General features: G+C 40.2%; 24 protein-coding genes. 18 read left to right on the top strand and 6 right to left on the bottom strand.

The window, feature by feature from the left end; genetic code table 11:
- Position 1 precedes the first annotated feature (1 nt).
- The 4 genes from AA974_RS05995 to crdA are packed head-to-tail and all read right to left on the bottom strand — an operon-like array spanning position 2 to position 5,731.
- Positions 2 to 3,115: an efflux RND transporter permease subunit gene (locus AA974_RS05995; protein ID WP_064433805.1), complete on the bottom strand. Its 3,114-nt coding sequence runs from the start codon at positions 3,113 to 3,115 to the stop codon at positions 2 to 4.
- Positions 3,116 to 4,114, bottom strand: coding sequence for an efflux RND transporter periplasmic adaptor subunit (locus AA974_RS05990; protein ID WP_064433804.1), 999 nt, complete (start codon positions 4,112 to 4,114; stop codon positions 3,116 to 3,118).
- Entirely contained in the window at positions 4,111 to 5,349 is a 1,239-nt protein-coding gene (gene crdB / locus AA974_RS05985) for a copper resistance outer membrane protein CrdB (protein WP_064433803.1), read from the bottom strand. Before crdB ends, AA974_RS05990 begins: the two co-directional genes overlap by 4 nt.
- Positions 5,350 to 5,353: 4 nt before the next feature.
- On the bottom strand, positions 5,354 to 5,731 hold the full coding sequence (crdA, locus tag AA974_RS05980) for a copper resistance determinant CrdA (RefSeq protein ID WP_000731571.1): 378 nt from the start codon (positions 5,729 to 5,731) through the stop codon (positions 5,354 to 5,356).
- 175 nt (positions 5,732 to 5,906) lie between these two features.
- Between crdA and fumC the strand changes: the two genes are divergently transcribed.
- Entirely contained in the window at positions 5,907 to 7,298 is a 1,392-nt protein-coding gene (fumC, locus tag AA974_RS05975) for a class II fumarate hydratase (RefSeq protein ID WP_064433802.1), read from the top strand.
- Between the two features lie 173 nt (positions 7,299 to 7,471).
- Positions 7,472 to 8,053, top strand: a complete 582-nt coding sequence (locus tag AA974_RS05965; protein ID WP_064433801.1) for a ribonuclease HII — start codon at positions 7,472 to 7,474, stop codon at positions 8,051 to 8,053.
- Here AA974_RS05965 and AA974_RS05960 read toward each other — a convergent pair.
- Together AA974_RS05960 and AA974_RS05955 are read right to left on the bottom strand one after the other, a co-directional pair.
- Positions 8,050 to 8,640 (bottom strand): hypothetical protein, encoded by a 591-nt coding sequence (locus tag AA974_RS05960; RefSeq protein ID WP_064433800.1) that lies wholly within the window; start codon positions 8,638 to 8,640, stop codon positions 8,050 to 8,052. The genes AA974_RS05965 and AA974_RS05960 overlap by 4 nt on opposite strands.
- 239 nt (positions 8,641 to 8,879) lie before the next feature.
- Entirely contained in the window at positions 8,880 to 9,962 is a 1,083-nt protein-coding gene (locus tag AA974_RS05955) for an ATP-binding protein (RefSeq protein ID WP_064433799.1), read from the bottom strand.
- Between the two features lie 209 nt (positions 9,963 to 10,171).
- Here AA974_RS05955 and rpsJ point away from each other — a divergent pair, with 209 nt between their 5' ends.
- The 16 genes from rpsJ to rpsH are packed head-to-tail and all read left to right on the top strand — an operon-like array spanning position 10,172 to position 16,932.
- Positions 10,172 to 10,486, top strand: coding sequence for a 30S ribosomal protein S10 (gene rpsJ, locus AA974_RS05950; RefSeq protein WP_000411561.1), 315 nt, complete (start codon positions 10,172 to 10,174; stop codon positions 10,484 to 10,486).
- A gap of 36 nt (positions 10,487 to 10,522) precedes the next feature.
- Positions 10,523 to 11,098 carry a 50S ribosomal protein L3 gene (gene rplC, locus AA974_RS05945; protein WP_000395323.1) on the top strand — a complete coding sequence of 192 codons (576 nt, stop codon included), beginning with the start codon at positions 10,523 to 10,525 and terminating at the stop codon, positions 11,096 to 11,098.
- 36 nt (positions 11,099 to 11,134) lie between these two features.
- The gene (gene rplD / locus AA974_RS05940) at positions 11,135 to 11,782 is read left to right on the top strand and encodes a 50S ribosomal protein L4 (RefSeq protein ID WP_064433798.1); all 648 of its coding nucleotides are present in this window, start codon (positions 11,135 to 11,137) and stop codon (positions 11,780 to 11,782) included.
- 3 nt (positions 11,783 to 11,785) lie between these two features.
- A complete protein-coding gene (locus tag AA974_RS05935; protein WP_000763613.1) occupies positions 11,786 to 12,067 on the top strand; it encodes a 50S ribosomal protein L23 in 282 nt (93 codons plus the stop codon).
- A gap of 15 nt (positions 12,068 to 12,082) precedes the next feature.
- Positions 12,083 to 12,913, top strand: coding sequence for a 50S ribosomal protein L2 (rplB, locus tag AA974_RS05930; RefSeq protein WP_064433797.1), 831 nt, complete (start codon positions 12,083 to 12,085; stop codon positions 12,911 to 12,913).
- Positions 12,914 to 12,924: 11 nt separating this feature from the next.
- On the top strand, positions 12,925 to 13,206 hold the full coding sequence (rpsS, locus tag AA974_RS05925) for a 30S ribosomal protein S19 (RefSeq protein WP_000091385.1): 282 nt from the start codon (positions 12,925 to 12,927) through the stop codon (positions 13,204 to 13,206).
- 9 nt (positions 13,207 to 13,215) lie between these two features.
- Complete coding sequence (gene rplV / locus AA974_RS05920; protein WP_000030375.1) at positions 13,216 to 13,584, top strand: 50S ribosomal protein L22; 369 nt, start codon at positions 13,216 to 13,218, stop codon at positions 13,582 to 13,584.
- 3 nt (positions 13,585 to 13,587) lie between these two features.
- A complete protein-coding gene (gene rpsC / locus AA974_RS05915) occupies positions 13,588 to 14,292 on the top strand; it encodes a 30S ribosomal protein S3 (protein WP_064433796.1) in 705 nt (234 codons plus the stop codon).
- 2 nt (positions 14,293 to 14,294) lie between these two features.
- Complete coding sequence (rplP, locus tag AA974_RS05910; RefSeq protein WP_000928961.1) at positions 14,295 to 14,720, top strand: 50S ribosomal protein L16; 426 nt, start codon at positions 14,295 to 14,297, stop codon at positions 14,718 to 14,720.
- Positions 14,707 to 14,907, top strand: coding sequence for a 50S ribosomal protein L29 (gene rpmC, locus AA974_RS05905; RefSeq protein ID WP_064433795.1), 201 nt, complete (start codon positions 14,707 to 14,709; stop codon positions 14,905 to 14,907). The genes rplP and rpmC overlap by 14 nt, the downstream gene beginning before the upstream one ends.
- A gap of 13 nt (positions 14,908 to 14,920) precedes the next feature.
- Positions 14,921 to 15,181 (top strand): 30S ribosomal protein S17, encoded by a 261-nt coding sequence (gene rpsQ, locus AA974_RS05900; RefSeq protein ID WP_001092747.1) that lies wholly within the window; start codon positions 14,921 to 14,923, stop codon positions 15,179 to 15,181.
- Positions 15,182 to 15,183: 2 nt separating this feature from the next.
- Positions 15,184 to 15,552 carry a 50S ribosomal protein L14 gene (rplN, locus tag AA974_RS05895; RefSeq protein WP_000616110.1) on the top strand — a complete coding sequence of 123 codons (369 nt, stop codon included), beginning with the start codon at positions 15,184 to 15,186 and terminating at the stop codon, positions 15,550 to 15,552.
- Positions 15,552 to 15,773, top strand: a complete 222-nt coding sequence (gene rplX, locus AA974_RS05890; protein WP_000834238.1) for a 50S ribosomal protein L24 — start codon at positions 15,552 to 15,554, stop codon at positions 15,771 to 15,773. The genes rplN and rplX overlap by 1 nt, the downstream gene beginning before the upstream one ends.
- 13 nt (positions 15,774 to 15,786) lie before the next feature.
- On the top strand, positions 15,787 to 16,332 hold the full coding sequence (rplE, locus tag AA974_RS05885; protein WP_064433794.1) for a 50S ribosomal protein L5: 546 nt from the start codon (positions 15,787 to 15,789) through the stop codon (positions 16,330 to 16,332).
- A 9-nt stretch (positions 16,333 to 16,341) separates the two neighbouring features.
- Entirely contained in the window at positions 16,342 to 16,527 is a 186-nt protein-coding gene (locus tag AA974_RS05880) for a type Z 30S ribosomal protein S14 (protein WP_001085694.1), read from the top strand.
- A gap of 9 nt (positions 16,528 to 16,536) precedes the next feature.
- Positions 16,537 to 16,932 (top strand): 30S ribosomal protein S8, encoded by a 396-nt coding sequence (gene rpsH, locus AA974_RS05875; protein WP_000245805.1) that lies wholly within the window; start codon positions 16,537 to 16,539, stop codon positions 16,930 to 16,932.
- Positions 16,933 to 16,940: the final 8 nt, after the last annotated feature.

Below are 16,940 nucleotides of genomic sequence, written 5' to 3'. Positions count from 1 at the left end.
ATTATGTTTGATTCCTAGCGCTTTTAACTTTTGCATTCTTAATCACAAAATACGCCGTAGGGATAATAAAAAGCGTTAAAATAACGCTGCTTATCATACCCCCTAGCATGGGTGCAGCAATGGATTTCATGATCTCAGAACCTGTGCCATGGCTATACATGATCGGAATGAGTGAAGCTAAAATGCTAAAAAAGGTCATAAGCTTGGGCCTTACCCTAAGCACCGCCCCATGCATGATGGCCTCTTTTAAGGTGGTGCTATTTTGCTCTTTTAAAGGGGTTTTGATGAATTTTTGAAACGCATCTTCTAAATAAATAATCATCACAATAGCCGTTTCGCTCGCTACCCCTAAAAGGGCTAAAAAGCCCACTAACGCCGCCACGCTCATGTTAAAGCCCATGATATTCATAAAAATTAACCCCCCCAAAAACGCAAAAGGCAGAGTGAAAAAGCATAGTAAGGAATTAGTGAGATTCTTTAAAGCAAAGACAATTAAAATAAAAATGATAAACACGCTCACCGGCACGATGTATTGTAAGGTTTTAAACGCTTCTTCTAAATACTGGCTTTCGCCGCTAAATTCATAATAATACCCGCTGGGCAATTTTATTTTTTCTAGCACTTTTTTAGCCAGTTGTCTGTAAGTATCAGAGCTGATATTAGCTTGCGGCACGATATAAATAAAATTCACATTCAAGCCCTTTTCGCTCTTTAACACCGCAGGCGAGTTGTCGTAATAGACATGGGCTAACTCCCTTAAGGGCATGTAATTGTAAGCGGTTTTGATGTAGAGGTTTTTTAATTTTTCAATGGTGTTTCTTTCTGTGTCTTTTAAGCGTAAAGAAATGGGGTAGCTTTCTACGCCCTTAATCATGGTGGTGAGCGTGGCTCCTCCAAGAGCGAATTTAATCGTGTCTAACACGGCGTTTTTATTGATGCCATAACGAGCCAGATTTTCATCGTTCAAATCCAGCGTGATGTAGTAGCCATTATTGGATCGCTCAGCAAAGACAGACAAACTCTCTTTTAGGGTTTTGAGCTGTTGTTCCATAAGGATCGCTAATTCTTGTAATTTGTCCGTGTCATTACCATAGAGCTTGATACCTAGGGGCGTTCTGATCCCAGTTAAGAGCATGTCCGTTCTCCCGCGAATGGGGTAAGTCCATGAATTAGTCAATCCTTTTAATTGCAGGGTTTTTTCTAATTTGTCCCTAACTTCTTTATAACTGAGCTTTTCTTTCCATTCGTTTTGCGGCTTTAATTCAATGTAGGTTTCTATCATGGCTAAACCGGCAGCATCGGTGCTGGTGTTAGCGCGCCCTACTTTACCAAAAACCTGTTTGACAAAATCCAACCGCTTGATAGCGCTATTGCTTTTTTTCAAATATTCTAAAGCGGTATCAATGCCCACGCCATTAATGGTTACGGGCATATACATCACTACCCCTTCATTGATTTGGGGGATAAATTCCCAGTTGAGTTTTTTATACGCTATATACAAGCCTCCTAAACCCACAACGCTCGCTATTAAAAAAGCGTATCTGAACTTAAGCACAACATTCAAGCTTACGCCATAAATTTTCATGAAAAAAGCGTTAATCGGGTTTTTAGACTCTTCTAAAATCCGCCCTTTAATGAGCCATACCATTAAAATAGGGACTATGGTGATAGAAAGCAACGCTCCTACTAGCATGGCAAAGGTTTTGGTGTAAGCTAAAGGGGCAAAAAGCTTTTCTTCTTGGCCGGTGAGCGCGAAAATAGGCAAGAAAGAAACCACGATGATCATTAAAGCAAAAAATATCGCCCCCCCCACATGCTTAACCCCTTGCATAATGCCATTAACCCTTTGAGCGTTGTCTTTCGTATCAATGTGTTGCAGATGCTTGTGAGCGTTCTCTACCATCACAATAGCCGCATCCACCATCGCCCCTATAGCGATCGCAATGCCCCCTAAACTCATGATGCTCGCTTCAATATTGAAATAACGCATGAGCAAGAAACTAATGCACACGCTTAAAGGCAGAGTGATAATCACCACTAAAGCGCTCCTGAAATGCAACAAGAAAATCGCAATAATGATCAACACGATTACGCTTTCTTCTATGAGCGTGTGGATTAAATTGTCAATGCCTTTTTCAATCAATTCGCTCCTGTCATACACGCTTGTGATTTTCACATCAGGGTTACTCGCTTGTAGGGTAGCGATTTTTTCTTTAATGGCTTTAAGCACCTTATAAGTGTCAGCGTGATAGCGCACCATAACAATCCCTCCCACCACTTCCTTATCGCCATTCAGGTTGGCAGCCCCTCTGCGTGGTTTTGGTGCTAGCCTCACGCTGGCTATATCTTTGATTTTTAAAGGGATAACCCCTTCTTTTTTAACCACAATTTCTTCTAAATCTTTCAAAGATTGGATATAGCCATGCGATCTTATAATTTTTTCAAACCCGTTTTCTAAAATAACGCCCCCACCGGTATCGTTATTGGAATTTTTAATCGCGTTAGCGACTTGCTCTAAACTCAAGTTATAACGGATTAAAGAATCGTTTTGAAGCGTGATTTCATAATCTTTCACAAAGCCCCCCACGCTTGCGACCTCACTCACCCCATCAACCCCTAAAAGTGCATAGCGGTAATAGAAATCTTGCAAGACTTTCAAATCGCTTAAATTCTTGCTATCGCTAGATAGAGCGTATTGATACGCCCAGCCAATAGAAGTGGAATCGCTCCCTATTTCTACTTTAGCGTCCTTGGGTAGATTGCTAGCTCTGTTTAATTGCTCTAAAACCCTGTCTCTAGCCCAATACAAATTGACGCCGTCTTTAAAAATGATGTAAATCAAACCGCTTTCATAGCTAGAAATCCCCCTAACCGTATCAATGTTAGCGATACTCATAAAAGTAGAAACTAACGGGTAAGTCACCTGCTCTTGCACGATTTTAGGGCTTTGATTGGGATAAGTGATTTGCACGACCACTTGAGCGGGGCTTAAATCCGGCAAAGCGTCTAAACGGACGCTTTTTATCGCCCACAAAGAGGCTAAAAAAATGAGTAAAGTGACTAAAGCGGTCAGGAGCTTGTTTTTAACGCTTAAATCAATGATTTTTTCTATCATTCAATAATCCCCATTGTTTTGAGCGTCAGCGTCTAGCACGAATAAAGCGTTATTAGCGACTTCTTCGCCCGCTTTTAAACCCTCTAAAATTTCATAACTCCCATCGCTCAAGCGAACGGCTTTAATTTCTAACGGGCTTAAGCCAAAATCATCTTTTTTAAACACGATAGCTTTCCCCCCCTTAATCAAAACCGCTTCTTTAGGCAGGATCTTCATTTTTTGTGGTTTTTGAAAGATTTCTACTTGAGCGAACATGTTAGGGTAATAAAGCTGTTTGAGATTAGGCACATTGAAGCGCGCTTCTAGCATTTTATCTTGCGGGTTTATGATGGGGTTGATGTTTTCAAGCGTGATTTCTTGCTTGCCTTTAATCCCTTCTACGAACAAGATCGCTTTATGCGTGTTTTTTAAAAACTCTAAATCTTCTTGATTGACTTTGATAAGCGCCCACAATTGGCTTAAATCTATGATTTGGAACAACTCTTGCCCTTTTTTAATGAAGCTCCCCTCATTGAGATTTGGGCTTTTTTTAAAGATAACGCCGTTGAAACGAGCGTAAATAGTCATTTCATTTTGGACTTTATGAGCGCTGATGATTTTTTCAATGCTAAAGTTTTCTAACCCTAATAGTTTTAATTTTTCTTTAATCGCTCCCACTTGTTGGTTGAATTTCAATGACGATAGTAGTTCGCTTTGAGCGCTCACTAATTCAGGGGAATACACGCTCAATAACCTGTCGCCCTTTTTAATGGGGGTATAGGTTTTATTCGCATAAAGCTTTTCCACATAGCCATCAAAACGCAGGGTTTGAGAAAAAATCAGCGCTTCATTAGGCTCTAAAAGCGCGTAATAGCGCCGGCTTTGAGAAAATTCTTTTTCTATAACCTTAGTGGTGGAAATATTGAAACGGGTTTGGCTTTTAGCTTCTTTAGTTTCTTGAGCGTTAGCGAATAAGGGGCTAAAAAATAGGGTCAAGGCTAACAATAAAAGCCGTTTCATTCTAATCCTTTAAGGTTTTGTAAAGACAAATAAGCGCTATTGAGAGCGCTTAAGGTTTCAAGCTGGGTGATTTGAGTTGTGATTTTGTCATTAAAAGCGTTGTAATAAGCGTTGTAATCGCTATTAGATCTCAAATCAAGCGCATAAATTTGCGCGATTTTTTCATTCTGCTTGATTATTTTATTGATCGATTCTAGGTTTTTTTGCAAGGTTTCTAATTTTTTAAGGAGTTTTAGGGCTAGGTGGCGCGTTTTGTTTTTGGTGTTTTCCACTTCGCTTTTAAACACCAAGCTTTCTTTCTTCTTTTGCTCCACTAATTTGGCTTGCTTGCCATAAATGGGTAAGGGGATAGACAAAGCGACGCTAAACATATCGTAGTTATAGTATTGTTTGGAGCGGAAATAATACACCCCGGTAACATTCACATCTTCTAAAAAGCTTTTTTTGGCTAAAGTGATGTCTTTTTGCGCTTTTTCTTCATCAAGCTTGGCGATCGCAATATCGTAATTAGTGGTATTGATGTTATATAGCTCTTGCTCATGATTGAATTCAAAATTTTTCGGGGCAATGCTTAAAAGCTCGTTTTCTTTAAAAGTCAATTCCCCCATGGAATAATGGCTGCTAGATAGCGCTTCTTCTAAATTGTTTTTTTTGATTTCTAATTGCGATTTTAAAATTTCTAGCTTGGCGATCGCTATTAAATTGGGTGAACTGGAATGGTTGGCTTGATAGAGAGTGTTTTCTAAATTTTTTACCGCTGTATTTAAAAGCTCTATTTCTTGTTGGTTTTTATAATTTTCAATGCCGTTTATCATTAAACTAATCACTAATTGTTGCTTGGTTTTTTTAAGCTCTAATATCTTTTTTTGCTTTTCTAAGTTGATCATTTTAGATTGCGTGAGTTTTTTACCATTTAAATCTACTTTTTGAGACAAACCCAAGCTCATGTTTTGCATTAAGGTGCTATCCAGCCTGAAAAAATCGCTCACATTAGCGTTGTTATAGCCTAAATACAAAATAGGGTTATCCCACTTGCTAACGACTTTTTCTTGAGAATTTAAAGCGTCAATTTGCTCTTGTAGGGCTTGTATCTTTTGATTTTTAGAAAGGTATTTAGCCACAAAAGATTGGATCTCTAAATCTTTAGCAAAACCCAAACTAAAAAGCAATAAAAAAGCGCTTAGAAGGCGTATTGAAACGCCCCTTTTATAAAACGCACTTATCAAAGACAGCATGCTCTTATAAATCCAGGCTTGTTTTAGCGCGATAAACCTGACCCTCTTTAGATTTAATATCCACCCTCACCTGCCATGTCCCGTTCATAGAAAGATTGGTTTTAGCTTCATAAATGCCGTTTTTTTCACTCACTTGCGCCATTTCTTTCATCGCTGGCATGCCAGGCATTTCAGGCATCATAAACTGCACCCTAACGATAGCTTTTTCCAAAGCTTTACCTTTTAAAGTGGGGCTAAGCACGAAAGTGTTATCGCCTTTAATGGGGTTACCCACGGATTTGATTTTCACTTCCAAGTCATTCGCTTTTAGGGTTTGCTCCCATGCGTTTAAACTCATAACCCCCAATGCGCTTATTAAAAATAAAGCGGCTAACTTTTTCATCGTTTTGACCTTTAAATTGAGATGACAAGAAAATTCTTGTTGCGAACGAATGATAACTTTCTTTTGTGTAAAAATTGTGGAAATTGTTTTTAAAAAAATTAGGGTTTTTAAGTAGAAGGTATAAGAGTTTATGCTATTTTTTTAAGGTTTTAAAATCAAATTTCAAAGGATTAGTATGCAATTTAGAATTGAACATGACACGATGGGCGAAATTCAAGTGGATGACAGCCAATACTGGGGAGCTCAAACGCAACGCAGTCTTGAAAACTTTAAAATCGGTACCGAAAAAATGCCTAAAGAACTCATTGGCGCGTTTGCCAAACTCAAAAGGAGTCTGGCGGTTGTCAACCACAAGTTAGGGAAATTAAGCCTAGAAAAATCCCAAGCCATTATCAAGGCGTGCGATTGCATTTTAAAAGGCGAGCTGTGCGGCGAATTCCCGTTAGCGATATGGCAAACAGGGAGCGGGACTCAGACGAATATGAATCTCAATGAAGTCATTGCCAATAAGGCTACAGAAATTTTAGGGGGTAATTTTAGAGAGAAAAAACTCATCCACCCTAACGATGATGTGAACATGTCTCAAAGCTCCAACGACACTTTCCCTACCGCTATGCACATTGTGAGCGTGCTAGAAATCACGCGCAAGTTACTGCCCAGTTTAGAGAATCTGTTAAAGACCTTTAAAGACAAAAGCCAACAATTTAAAGAGATTGTCAAAATCGGGCGCACGCATTTACAAGACGCTACGCCTTTAACTTTGGGGCAGGAATTTAGCGGGTATGCGAGCATGCTAGAGCATTCTAAACAACAAATTTTAGAGAGTTTGGAGCATTTAAGAGAATTAGCTATAGGAGGGACTGCCGTAGGCACAGGGCTAAACGCTCATAAAGAATTGAGCGAAAAAGTGGCTGAAGAATTGAGCCAGTTTAGTGGGGTCAAATTCATCTCAGCGCCCAATAAATTCCACGCGCTCACTAGCCATGACGCTATCGCTTATGCGCATGGGGCTTTTAAGGCTTTAGCGGCGAATTTAATGAAAATCGCTAACGATATTAGATGGCTTGCGAGCGGGCCGCGCTGTGGTTTGGGCGAGCTTAATATCCCTGAAAACGAGCCGGGTAGCTCTATTATGCCTGGTAAAGTCAATCCCACGCAATGCGAAGCGATGACAATGGTGGCCGTGCAAGTGATGGGGAATGATACCGCTATTGGCATTGCGGCCAGTCAGGGTAATTTTGAATTGAATGTGTTTAAACCGGTGATTATTTATAATTTCTTGCAAAGTTTAAGGCTGTTGAGCGACAGCATGGAAAGTTTTAATACCCATTGTGCGATTGGTATTGAGCCTAATAGAGAAAAGATTGATTATTATTTGCACCATTCTTTAATGCTAGTAACCGCCCTAAACCCGCATGTGGGCTATGAAAACGCCGCTAAAATCGCTAAAAACGCCCACAAAAAAGGCATTTCTTTAAAAGAAAGCGCGGTGGAATTGAAACTCCTAAGTGCTGAGGATTTTGACAAATTCGTGGTGCCTGAAAAGATGATCGGGCCTAAGGCTTGAAAACCTGGGCACATGAGATGAATCCTGAAAAAGCCACTCATCCCTCATCGCCAAGCGACAGAAAAAGCGTGAAAAACTTTGAAAAAGGATTAACAGAGTTTATTAAGAAGCTGAGAGAAAACAGGATAACGCATGGAGTGCATGAGTAGGAATACCGGTTTGGTTGCGTATCAATGACTTTAGGCATTGATGAAGCAGGGAGGGGGTGTTTGGCCGGTTCGCTTTTTGTGGCTGGGGTGGTGTGCAGTGAAAAAACAGCGGCAGAGTTTTTGAGCATGGGCTTAAAAGACAGCAAGAAGCTCAGCCCAAAAAAGCGCTTTTTCTTAGAAGATAAAATCAAAACGCATGATGAGGTGGGATTTTGCGTGGTTCAAAAAAGCGCAAATGAGATTGATAACTTAGGCTTAGGGGTGTGTTTGAAGCTCGCTGTGCAAGAAATTTTAGAAAAGGATTGCTCTTTAGCCAACGGGATAAAAATAGACGGCAACACGGCGTTTGGCTTGAATAAACAATACCTCAATATACAAACCATCATCAAGGGCGATGAAAAAGTCGCTCAAATCGCTATGGCGTCTGTTTTAGCGAAAGCCTTTAAGGACAGAGAAATGCTAGAATTGCACGCTTTGTTTAAGGAATACGGTTGGGATAAGAATTGCGGGTATGGGACTAAACAACATATAGAAGCGATCAACAAGCTAGGAACTACGCCCTTTCATCGGCGTAGCTTCACGCTTAAAAACAACTTATTTTCTTAAGTATCCGTATCATTAAACAGCGTTTTATTTAAAATCATGCTCAATTTTTTAGCGCTCGTTGGAGAAAGGTTGATGCGTTTTGCTTTAAAGTAAGCGATCAAATCTTCAGGCTGAACGAAAGGGAATTGCACCATGACATACACACGATGGTTGATGGCATCCACGAACCTTTTAGCTAAAATGGATTTAGATGCTAAAAAATCAACTATTCCAAACAGATTGTTGACGAATTTGTCTTTATCTTGAAACTCCCTATAAATGCGTTCTCGTATTTTCTTGGTCAATAAGACAATCTCTAAAGCGCTATAAGCGTTCATTTTAGCCCTTAAAAAAGCCACTTTTTCAGCATTCTTTTCAGGGGGCAATTTGTCATCATAGGGGATGTAGTTGGAATAAAAATCGTTCCTTTTACCGGAAATAGAAGCCGATCCTACATATTGATTGAGCGGGTTCTTGTCGTTAAAAAGATTGATTTTAAGCCAATTAGGATAGTTAATCGTGTCTTTCAAACTATTAGTATGCGCTGTTTGAGCGAGGAGACCTAGGGATAACAAGGTGCAGAAACTTAATCTTTTCAATGCGTTCATTACAACTTCCTTTCTATAAAAGAATATTAAAAACGCCCTACGCTTTTGGGGTAGGTGGTATTTCCCAAAAAAGCGAAATACTAGGACAGCTTATAGTGTGTTAGCTTAAGAAAAAATAAAAATATATAATAATCATTTAAAAATTTGAATAATAATTATAAATACATAAATACATAAATACATAAATACATAAATACATAAATACATAAATACATAAATACATAAATACATAATAATTATTATACCAAAATAGATTGAATATCCAAAGAAAAATCAATGAAATTAAGGTGTTTGTAGGGGGTATGAGTTGCTAAAATGGGGGCATTGATAGAAACGATTACAATTTTTAAAAACCCATGTTTATGGCACCATAGAAGCTGTTTTTCTAAAAAATGGGGCGTGGGGAAAGCATGGGCGATGAGAGCGAGCTTGTTTGTAGAATTTTTTTGCAAGATAAAAATCCCATTATCATGGGAGTAAAGCTCATGGTTTGGGAATTGCTTGTAAAGCTCTAAAAAAACCATGTTTTCAAAAACATTTAAAAGCGAGGGGCTAGGAGTCAGGCTATAAGGTAAGGCAAAATCGCACAGATACAATTTATTTTTATTATTTTCAAAACTAGGGACTAAAAAAATGATGCGTTGTTTTTCTAGCGCGTGTAAAAATTTATAAAGGGTGTCTTTAGAGATCTTAAGTTCTTTTTTGAGTTGCGTATAAAGATAAAAAGCGCTCACAAACTTAGACTGATACGAGCAGATTTTAGCCATTAAGGGGGCGTAAGCTTGAAAAATTAATTTAATATTTTCTTGTTTTTTTAGGATTTTTTCTTGCTCGTTTTCTGCAAAAAGCGAATCTAAAGCGTTGCCGTCTCTTAAAAAGCGGTTAAACAGAGTGTTTTTAGGGGTGTTGGGTTTGAAAAAGCTAGTATATTCTTTAAAATCCAACCCTAACGCATAGCTCAAGCTGCAATCGGGCGTTGTTATGGGGCTTAAATAATTAGGGATGAGAACGACTTTAGGAAGCTTAGGCAGGCTGAAATCCAAGCGATCAATATGATCTAAAATGAGTAAATCCATTTTCTTTTCTAAATGCCATTTTAAAAGCCATGAGCTCAGAATGTTTTTGTTCAAACGCATGTCATTGTAATTGATATACACAGGGTTTTTAAAACCCTTCGCTAGTTTGAGGGCGAAAGTGGTTTTACCGGATTTCATCGGCCCTAAAAGACAGATTTTATCGCTTGAGTTTAAAAGCGGGTTGTTTAAAGTCGGCTCTTTAGGGGTTTCAAAAGGCCCAAAAGGGTGCAAGCAAGAAAGGGGCATGGAACTTCCTTTCAAATGAGATTGAATAAGACAATCGTAGCGCCTTTTTTTATATTTCCTTATAAAAAGGAAGTAAAAATCTCTAAAAAGCCCTAAAAATAGCAAAAGTTATTGACTAAGTGGCGCATTTTGAGTAGTATTTCAGTTTTTATTTTATTGTTTTATTCTGTTTTTAGTAACGGATGAGACGAGTTCTTTTAGGAGAGTTTATGGAAAAAATCAGGTTGAAGCTCAAAGCTTATGACCATAGAGTGTTGGATCGCTCTGTTGTGGCTATCGTGGAAGCCGTAAAGCGCTCAGGTTCTGAAATTAGAGGGCCTATCCCTTTACCGACTAAGAATAAGCGTTACACCGTTTTACGCTCCCCGCATGTCAATAAGGATTCAAGAGAGCAGTTTGAGATTAGGGTTTATAGCCGATTGATTGATATTATCTCGGCCACCCCAGAAACCGTGGATAGCTTGATGAAGTTGGATTTAGCTCCTGAAGTGGATGTAGAAGTAACTTCTATGGAAACGAAGTAGTCCTAACGCATTGAGATCATAAAATAAGGGTTAGATATGGAATTTTTAGTTCAAAAGATAGGCATGAGCCGCACTATTGACGCTAACAGCACGCCTGTAACCTTGCTTAAAGTCTTGCAAGCGAAAGTGTGCCAGCTAGAAAACGGGAAAGCTTTAGTGGCCTATGCGATGCATAAAAAACACAATAAGGCGATTGAAGGCCAGCAAAAGAAATACCAACTCAGTAAAGAGTTTAACCATTTCGCTACCTTAAAAGCTTCCCAGCAACAAGAGTTGGGCGATTTGGATTTGAGCGCTTTAGAAACGCTTAAAAGGGTTAAAGCGAGCTTTAAAACTAAAGGGAGAGGCTTTGCGGGGGTGATGAAGCGTTGGAATTTCCAAGGCGGGCCTGCCGCTCATGGGAGCCGTTTCCACCGCCGCCCTGGTTCTATTGGTAACAGAGAATGGCCAGGAAGAGTGCAAAAGGGTAGGAAAATGGCAGGGCATTATGGCAATGAGCTAGTTACTTGCCAAAACGAGGTGCTCTCTTTTGATAAAGAAAGTATGGTGTTAGTGCTAAAGGGTTCAGTGGCCGGCTTTTCTGGGGCTTATGGACGCATTAGAGCGGTATAAAACCATACATTGAATATAAAATATAAAGGGTTTGATATGAGTAAGGCCATCGTTTTAGACAGCCATTTGAAAGAAAAGGGTAGCGTGGAGTTACCTAAAAGATATGAGGGTATCAACAGCCATAACCTCTATCTTTATGTGAAACATTATTTATCTTCTGCGCGCGCTAATACCGCTAAAAGTAAAAACCGTGCTGAAGTGAGTGGGGGCGGTAGGAAGCCTTGGGCGCAAAAAGGGGGCGGAAGAGCCAGAGCAGGGAGCATCACTTCGCCTGTATTTGTGGGTGGGGGTGTCTCTCATGGGGCTACGAATAAGCGCAACTACAACCTTAAAATCAATAAAAAACAAAAACGCTTGGCTTTAGAATACGCTTTAGAAGAAAAAGCGCAAGCGAACAAGCTTTTTGTGGTGGAAAAAATCGCTATAAAAGGCGTGGTTGAAGACAATAAAAGAAAGCATTTGACTAAAGAAGCCAACCAAATGTTCCAAGCTTTAGAGCAACGAGACACTTTGTTTGTGTGCATGAACATGGACGAATACACCGAGTTAGCTTTTAGTAACCTTAAAAAATGCCTCATTATTGATACGAGCGAGTTAAACGCTTATCTTTTAGCGGCGTTTAGCTCTGTGGTGATGGAAGAAGCAGCGTTTCAGCATGTGGTGCAAGATAAGACAGAGGAGTAAAAAATGGCAGACATCATGGATATAAAGTCAATTCTTTACACTGAAAAGTCATTAGGATTGCAAGAAAAAGGTGTTTTAGTGGTCCAAACGGCTCAAAATGTAACTAAAAACCAGCTCAAAGAAGTGTTTAAAACTTACTTTGGCTTTGAGCCTTTGAAAATCAATTCTTTGAAACAAGAGGGTAAAGTGAAACGCTTTAGAGGGAAGCTTGGACAAAGAAAGTCGTTTAAGAAATTTTATGTGAAAGTTCCAGAGGGCGCTAGCATTGCCGCCCTTGGTGCGTAGAAAGGAGAAAGCGTTATGGCGATTAAAACTTATAAGCCCTACACCCCAAGCAGACGCTTCATGTCGGTGTTGGACTCTAAAGACATTACCGCAAAAAGCAGTGTCAAAGGCTTACTCACTAAGCTTAAAGCAACAGCAGGGAGAAACAATAACGGGCGTATCACTAGCCGCCACAAAGAGAGAGGGGCTAAAAAACTCTATCGCATTATTGATTTCAAACGCAACAAATACAATATTGAAGGGAAAGTGGCTGCGATTGAGTATGATCCTTACAGAAATGCGCGCATCGCTCTTGTAATCTATCCTGATGGGGATAAACGCTACATTTTACAGCCAAGCGGTTTGAAAGTAGGCGATAGCGTTATCGCTGCTGAAGGCGGTTTGGATATTAAAGCGGGCTTTGCGATGAAGTTAAAAAATATCCCTATAGGAACGGTGGTGCATAATATTGAAATGCATCCAGGGGCTGGCGGGCAATTAGCCAGAAGCGCTGGGATGAGCGCTCAAATCATGGGTAGAGAAAATAAATACACCATTCTTAGGATGCCAAGTTCTGAAATGCGCTACATCTTAAGCGAATGCATGGCGAGTATTGGCGTGGTAGGGAATGAGGATTTTATCAATATCTCTATCGGTAAGGCAGGGCGTAACCGCCACAGAGGTATTCGCCCACAAACTCGTGGAAGCGCTATGAACCCAGTGGATCACCCGCATGGTGGGGGTGAGGGTAAAACAGGGACAAGCGGTCATCCTGTATCGCCTTGGGGTACTCCAGCTAAGGGCTATAAAACTAGAAAGAAAAAAGCTAGCGACAAGCTCATCATTTCCAGAAAGAAACATAAATAAAGGGTTAAAGAATGTCTAGGTCAATTAAAAAGGGTCCTTTTATAGACGACCACTTGATGAAAAAAACGCTCAAGGCAAAAGAGGGTAAGGATAACCGCCCGATTAAAACATGGTCTAGAAGAAGCACCATTTTGCCTGAAATGATTGGTTTTACTTACAATGTGCATAACGGAAGGGTTTTTGTCCCTGTGTATATCACAGAAAACCATGTGGGTTATAAGTTAGGGGAATTCGCTCCTACAAGAACTTTTAAAGGGCACAAAGGCAGTGTCCAAAAAAAGATTGGCAAGTAAGGGGGTAGAATGAGTAAAGCGTTATTAAGATTTGTGCGGTTATCTCCTACTAAAGCCAGATTGATTGCAAGACAGATTCAAGGCATGAACGCTGAACTAGCGATCGCTAGTTTGGAATTTACGCCTAATAAAGCGGCTAGAGTGCTTTCAAAAGTGGTTGCTTCTGCAGTCGCTAACGGCTCTTTAGACGCCAAGAGCGCTCTGATTGTTTCTTGCAGAGTGGATGCTGGTCCTGTGCTTAGGCGCTCCATTCCAAGAGCTAAAGGCAGAGCCACAGCCATCAGAAAGCCAACATCTCATGTATTCGTAGAAGTAGCAGAAGGGAAAGAAATGAAATCTTCTAAAAGCCATAAAAAAAATCAAGCAGAAGGTAAGTAGGGAATGGGACAAAAAGTTAATCCGGTAGGTTTAAGATTAGGTATTAATAGGAATTGGACTTCCAGATGGTTCCCTAACGCTCGCACCGCTCCAAGCAATATTGATGAAGACAATAAGATTAGGAAATTCCTTAAAAAAGAGCTTTATTATGCCGGCGTGAGCGAGATTGTGATTGAAAGAGCGGCTAAAAAACTGCGCGTTACGGTCGTAGCGGCTCGCCCAGGGCTTATCATTGGTAAAAAAGGCGTGGATATTGAAAAAGTCAAAGAAGGCTTAAAAACGCTCATCAAAAAAGAAGTCTCCATTAATATCAAAGAAGTCAAACGCCCCCAAGCTGACGCCCAATTAGCCGCAGAAAATGTAGCCACCCAGCTAGAAAAAAGGGTCGCTTTCCGCCGCGCGATGAAAAAGGTCATGCAAGCGGCGTTAAAATCCGGCGCTAAAGGGATCAAGGTGCGCGTTTCTGGCCGTTTAGCAGGGGCTGAAATCGCTCGCACCGAATGGTATATGGAAGGGCGCGTGCCTTTACACACCTTAAGGGCTAAGATTGATTATGGCTTTGCTGAAGCGATGACGGTATATGGTATTATTGGCGTGAAAGTGTGGATTTTCAAAGGGGAAGTTTTGCAAAAAGGCATCCAATTTGAGAAAAAAGAAGAGGCTAAAGAAGAAAGAGAGCCTAGAAGAAGCAGAAGAGGGAGGCAATAATCATGTTAATGCCAAAAAGAACAAAATACAGAAAGCAAATGAAAGGGCGCAATCGTGGGAAAGCCCATCGTGGTAACTCTATTGCGTTTGGGGATATTGCGATTAAAGCCATAGAGCATGGGAGGATTGATTCACGCCAGATTGAATCCGCAAGGGTGGCCATGACAAGACACATTAAAAGAGCGGGTAAGGTGTGGATTAGAGTGTTTCCTGATAAGCCTTTGACCGCTAAACCTTTAGAAACCAGGATGGGTAAAGGTAAAGGCTCTGTGGAAAAATGGGTGATGAATATCAAGCCGGGCAGAATCGTTTATGAAATGCTAGGCATTGAAGAAGGACTAGCGAGAGAAGCTTTAGCATTAGCTCAGAGCAAACTTCCTTTTAAAACCAAAATTGTAACTTGTGAGAGCGAAAATGAAATATACTGAATTGAAAGATAAAAGTATCAAGGAATTAGAAGAGTTGTTGCATGCTAAAAAAGCGGAGCTTTTTGAGTTGCGCGTTAAGTTAAAGGCTATGCAATTGAGTAATCCTAACGAGATTAAGAAAGCCAGAAGAAATATCGCTCGCATTAACACGGCCATTAATGCGTATTATTCTTCTAGCGTTAAGTAAAAAAGGGTAAGCAATGAATACGAAAGAGCCGCATAAAAGGCTGGTGCAAGGCAGGGTTATCAGCAAGTTTGCTGAAAAAAGTGCTGTGATTCTTGTGGAAAGAAAAGTGGTGCATGAAAAATACCGCAAGATTGTTAAAAAATTCAAAAAATACACCATCCATGATGAAAACAATCAGGTGAAAGTAGGGGATTTTGTGAGCGCGATTGAATGCAGACCGCTTTCTAAAACCAAGTCTTTCACGCTTAAAGAAATTTTAGTAGTGGGAGTATAAGCATGATACAGAGTTTTACAAGATTGAATGTCGCTGACAATAGTGGCGCTAAAGAAATCATGTGCATTAAGGTGTTAGGAGGCAGTCATAAACGCTATGCGAGCGTGGGTAGCGTGATCGTGGCTTCCGTGAAAAAAGCTATCCCTAATGGTAAGGTGAAGCGCGGTCAAGTGGTCAAAGCCGTTGTGGTGAGAACGAAAAAAGAAATCCAAAGGAAAAATGGTTCTTTGGTGCGTTTTGATGACAATGCAGCAGTGATTTTGGACGCTAAAAAAGATCCTGTTGGCACAAGGATTTTTGGGCCAGTGAGCCGAGAAGTGCGTTACGCTAATTTCATGAAAATTATTTCTCTAGCGCCGGAGGTTGTATAATGAAAAGCGAAATCAAAAAAAATGACATGGTGAAAGTCATTGCAGGAGACGATAAGGGTAAGGTTGCTAAGGTTTTAGCGGTGTTGCCTAAGACTTCTCAAGTGGTTGTTGAAGGGTGTAAAGTGGTGAAAAAAGCGATTAAACCTACTGATGATAACCCTAAAGGGGGCTTTATCCATAAAGAAAAGCCCATGCACATTTCCAATGTAAAGAAAGCCTAAGGAGTTTGGATACATGTTTGGTTTGAAACAATTTTATCAAAATGAAGTGAGAGTAAAACTCGCTCAAGAATTAGACATCAAAAACCCCATGCTTTTACCGAAGCTAGAAAAAATCGTTATCAGCGTGGGCGCTGGGGCTCATGCAAAAGACATGAAAATCATGCAAAATATCGCGCAAACGATTTCTTTGATTGCAGGGCAAAAAGCGGTTATCACTAAAGCGAAAAAATCCGTTGCAGGCTTTAAGATTAGAGAAGGCATGGCGGTAGGGGCGAAAGTTACCTTAAGGAATAAACGCATGTATAATTTCTTAGAAAAGCTGATTGTGATTTCACTACCCAGAGTGAAAGACTTTAGAGGGATTTCACGGAATGGTTTTGACGGGCGCGGGAATTACACCTTCGGAATCAATGAACAGTTGATTTTCCCGGAAGTGGTTTATGATGATGTTATGGTAAGTCATGGCATGAACATCACTATGGTAACTTCTACAGACAACGATAAAGAAGCGTTCAAGTTGTTAGAATTGCTTGGATTGCCTTTTGCAAAAGTGAGATAAGGGGTTAATATGGCTAAAAAATCAATGATAGCAAAGGCTCAAAGGAAACCAAAATTCCAAGTAAGAGCCTATACTAGATGCCGCATTTGCGGGAGACCTCATTCGGTTTATAGGGATTTTGGACTTTGTAGGGTGTGCCTAAGAAAAATGGGCAGTGAGGGACTCATCCCAGGCTTGAGAAAAGCTAGTTGGTAAGGATAAGATATGGTAAATGATATAATTGCGGATTCATTAACTCGTTTGAGAAACGCTTCTATGCGCCGATTAGAATTCACACAGCTTTATTATGCAAAGATCGTGGTTTCTATTTTAGAGATTTTTAAAGAAAAAGGTTTCATTAAAGATTTCAATGTCAAAGATAAAGACAAGAAACAATCGGTTTATGTGCAATTGGCTTATGATGAAAAAGGGCATTCAAAAATCAGCGAAGTGAAGCGCTTAAGCAAGCCTGGTCGTCGTGTGTATAAGCAAAAAAACGAGTTGAAGCGCTTTAAAAATGGCTATGGCGTGATTGTGGTAAGCACTTCTAAAGGGGTGATCACCAACGAAGAAGCTTACAGACAAAATGTCGGTGGCGAAGTGCTTTGCAGCATTTGGTAAAGGATTGA

The organism is Helicobacter pylori, assembly GCF_001653475.1.
GTDB classification, from domain to species: Bacteria; Campylobacterota; Campylobacteria; order Campylobacterales; family Helicobacteraceae; genus Helicobacter; species Helicobacter pylori_CM.
Note: the sequence above shows the minus strand (reverse complement) of the source record. Positions and strands in the feature narration are given on the sequence as shown.

Excerpts from the sequence above, each read along its gene's own strand:
- AA974_RS05955 (WP_064433799.1), bottom strand. The coding sequence starts at position 9,962 with ATGCCCCTTTCTTGCTTGCACCCTTTTGGGCCTTTTGAAACCCCTAAA.
- fumC (WP_064433802.1), top strand. The coding sequence starts at position 5,907 with ATGCAATTTAGAATTGAACATGACACGATGGGCGAAATTCAAGTGGAT.
- rpsS (WP_000091385.1), top strand. The coding sequence starts at position 12,925 with ATGTCTAGGTCAATTAAAAAGGGTCCTTTTATAGACGACCACTTGATG.
- rpsC (WP_064433796.1), top strand. The coding sequence starts at position 13,588 with ATGGGACAAAAAGTTAATCCGGTAGGTTTAAGATTAGGTATTAATAGG.
- rplX (WP_000834238.1), top strand. The coding sequence starts at position 15,552 with ATGAAAAGCGAAATCAAAAAAAATGACATGGTGAAAGTCATTGCAGGA.
- rplP (WP_000928961.1), top strand. The coding sequence starts at position 14,295 with ATGTTAATGCCAAAAAGAACAAAATACAGAAAGCAAATGAAAGGGCGC.
- crdB (WP_064433803.1), bottom strand. The coding sequence starts at position 5,349 with ATGCTGTCTTTGATAAGTGCGTTTTATAAAAGGGGCGTTTCAATACGC.
- AA974_RS05990 (WP_064433804.1), bottom strand. The coding sequence starts at position 4,114 with ATGAAACGGCTTTTATTGTTAGCCTTGACCCTATTTTTTAGCCCCTTA.
- rpmC (WP_064433795.1), top strand. The coding sequence starts at position 14,707 with ATGAAATATACTGAATTGAAAGATAAAAGTATCAAGGAATTAGAAGAG.
- rplV (WP_000030375.1), top strand. The coding sequence starts at position 13,216 with ATGAGTAAAGCGTTATTAAGATTTGTGCGGTTATCTCCTACTAAAGCC.
- rpsH (WP_000245805.1), top strand. The coding sequence starts at position 16,537 with ATGGTAAATGATATAATTGCGGATTCATTAACTCGTTTGAGAAACGCT.
- AA974_RS05965 (WP_064433801.1), top strand. The coding sequence starts at position 7,472 with ATGACTTTAGGCATTGATGAAGCAGGGAGGGGGTGTTTGGCCGGTTCG.
- rplC (WP_000395323.1), top strand. The coding sequence starts at position 10,523 with ATGGAATTTTTAGTTCAAAAGATAGGCATGAGCCGCACTATTGACGCT.
- AA974_RS05935 (WP_000763613.1), top strand. The coding sequence starts at position 11,786 with ATGGCAGACATCATGGATATAAAGTCAATTCTTTACACTGAAAAGTCA.
- rplN (WP_000616110.1), top strand. The coding sequence starts at position 15,184 with ATGATACAGAGTTTTACAAGATTGAATGTCGCTGACAATAGTGGCGCT.
- rpsQ (WP_001092747.1), top strand. The coding sequence starts at position 14,921 with ATGAATACGAAAGAGCCGCATAAAAGGCTGGTGCAAGGCAGGGTTATC.
- rplD (WP_064433798.1), top strand. The coding sequence starts at position 11,135 with ATGAGTAAGGCCATCGTTTTAGACAGCCATTTGAAAGAAAAGGGTAGC.
- crdA (WP_000731571.1), bottom strand. The coding sequence starts at position 5,731 with ATGAAAAAGTTAGCCGCTTTATTTTTAATAAGCGCATTGGGGGTTATG.
- rplB (WP_064433797.1), top strand. The coding sequence starts at position 12,083 with ATGGCGATTAAAACTTATAAGCCCTACACCCCAAGCAGACGCTTCATG.
- AA974_RS05880 (WP_001085694.1), top strand. The coding sequence starts at position 16,342 with ATGGCTAAAAAATCAATGATAGCAAAGGCTCAAAGGAAACCAAAATTC.
- AA974_RS05960 (WP_064433800.1), bottom strand. The coding sequence starts at position 8,640 with ATGAACGCATTGAAAAGATTAAGTTTCTGCACCTTGTTATCCCTAGGT.
- rplE (WP_064433794.1), top strand. The coding sequence starts at position 15,787 with ATGTTTGGTTTGAAACAATTTTATCAAAATGAAGTGAGAGTAAAACTC.
- rpsJ (WP_000411561.1), top strand. The coding sequence starts at position 10,172 with ATGGAAAAAATCAGGTTGAAGCTCAAAGCTTATGACCATAGAGTGTTG.
- AA974_RS05995 (WP_064433805.1), bottom strand. The coding sequence starts at position 3,115 with ATGATAGAAAAAATCATTGATTTAAGCGTTAAAAACAAGCTCCTGACC.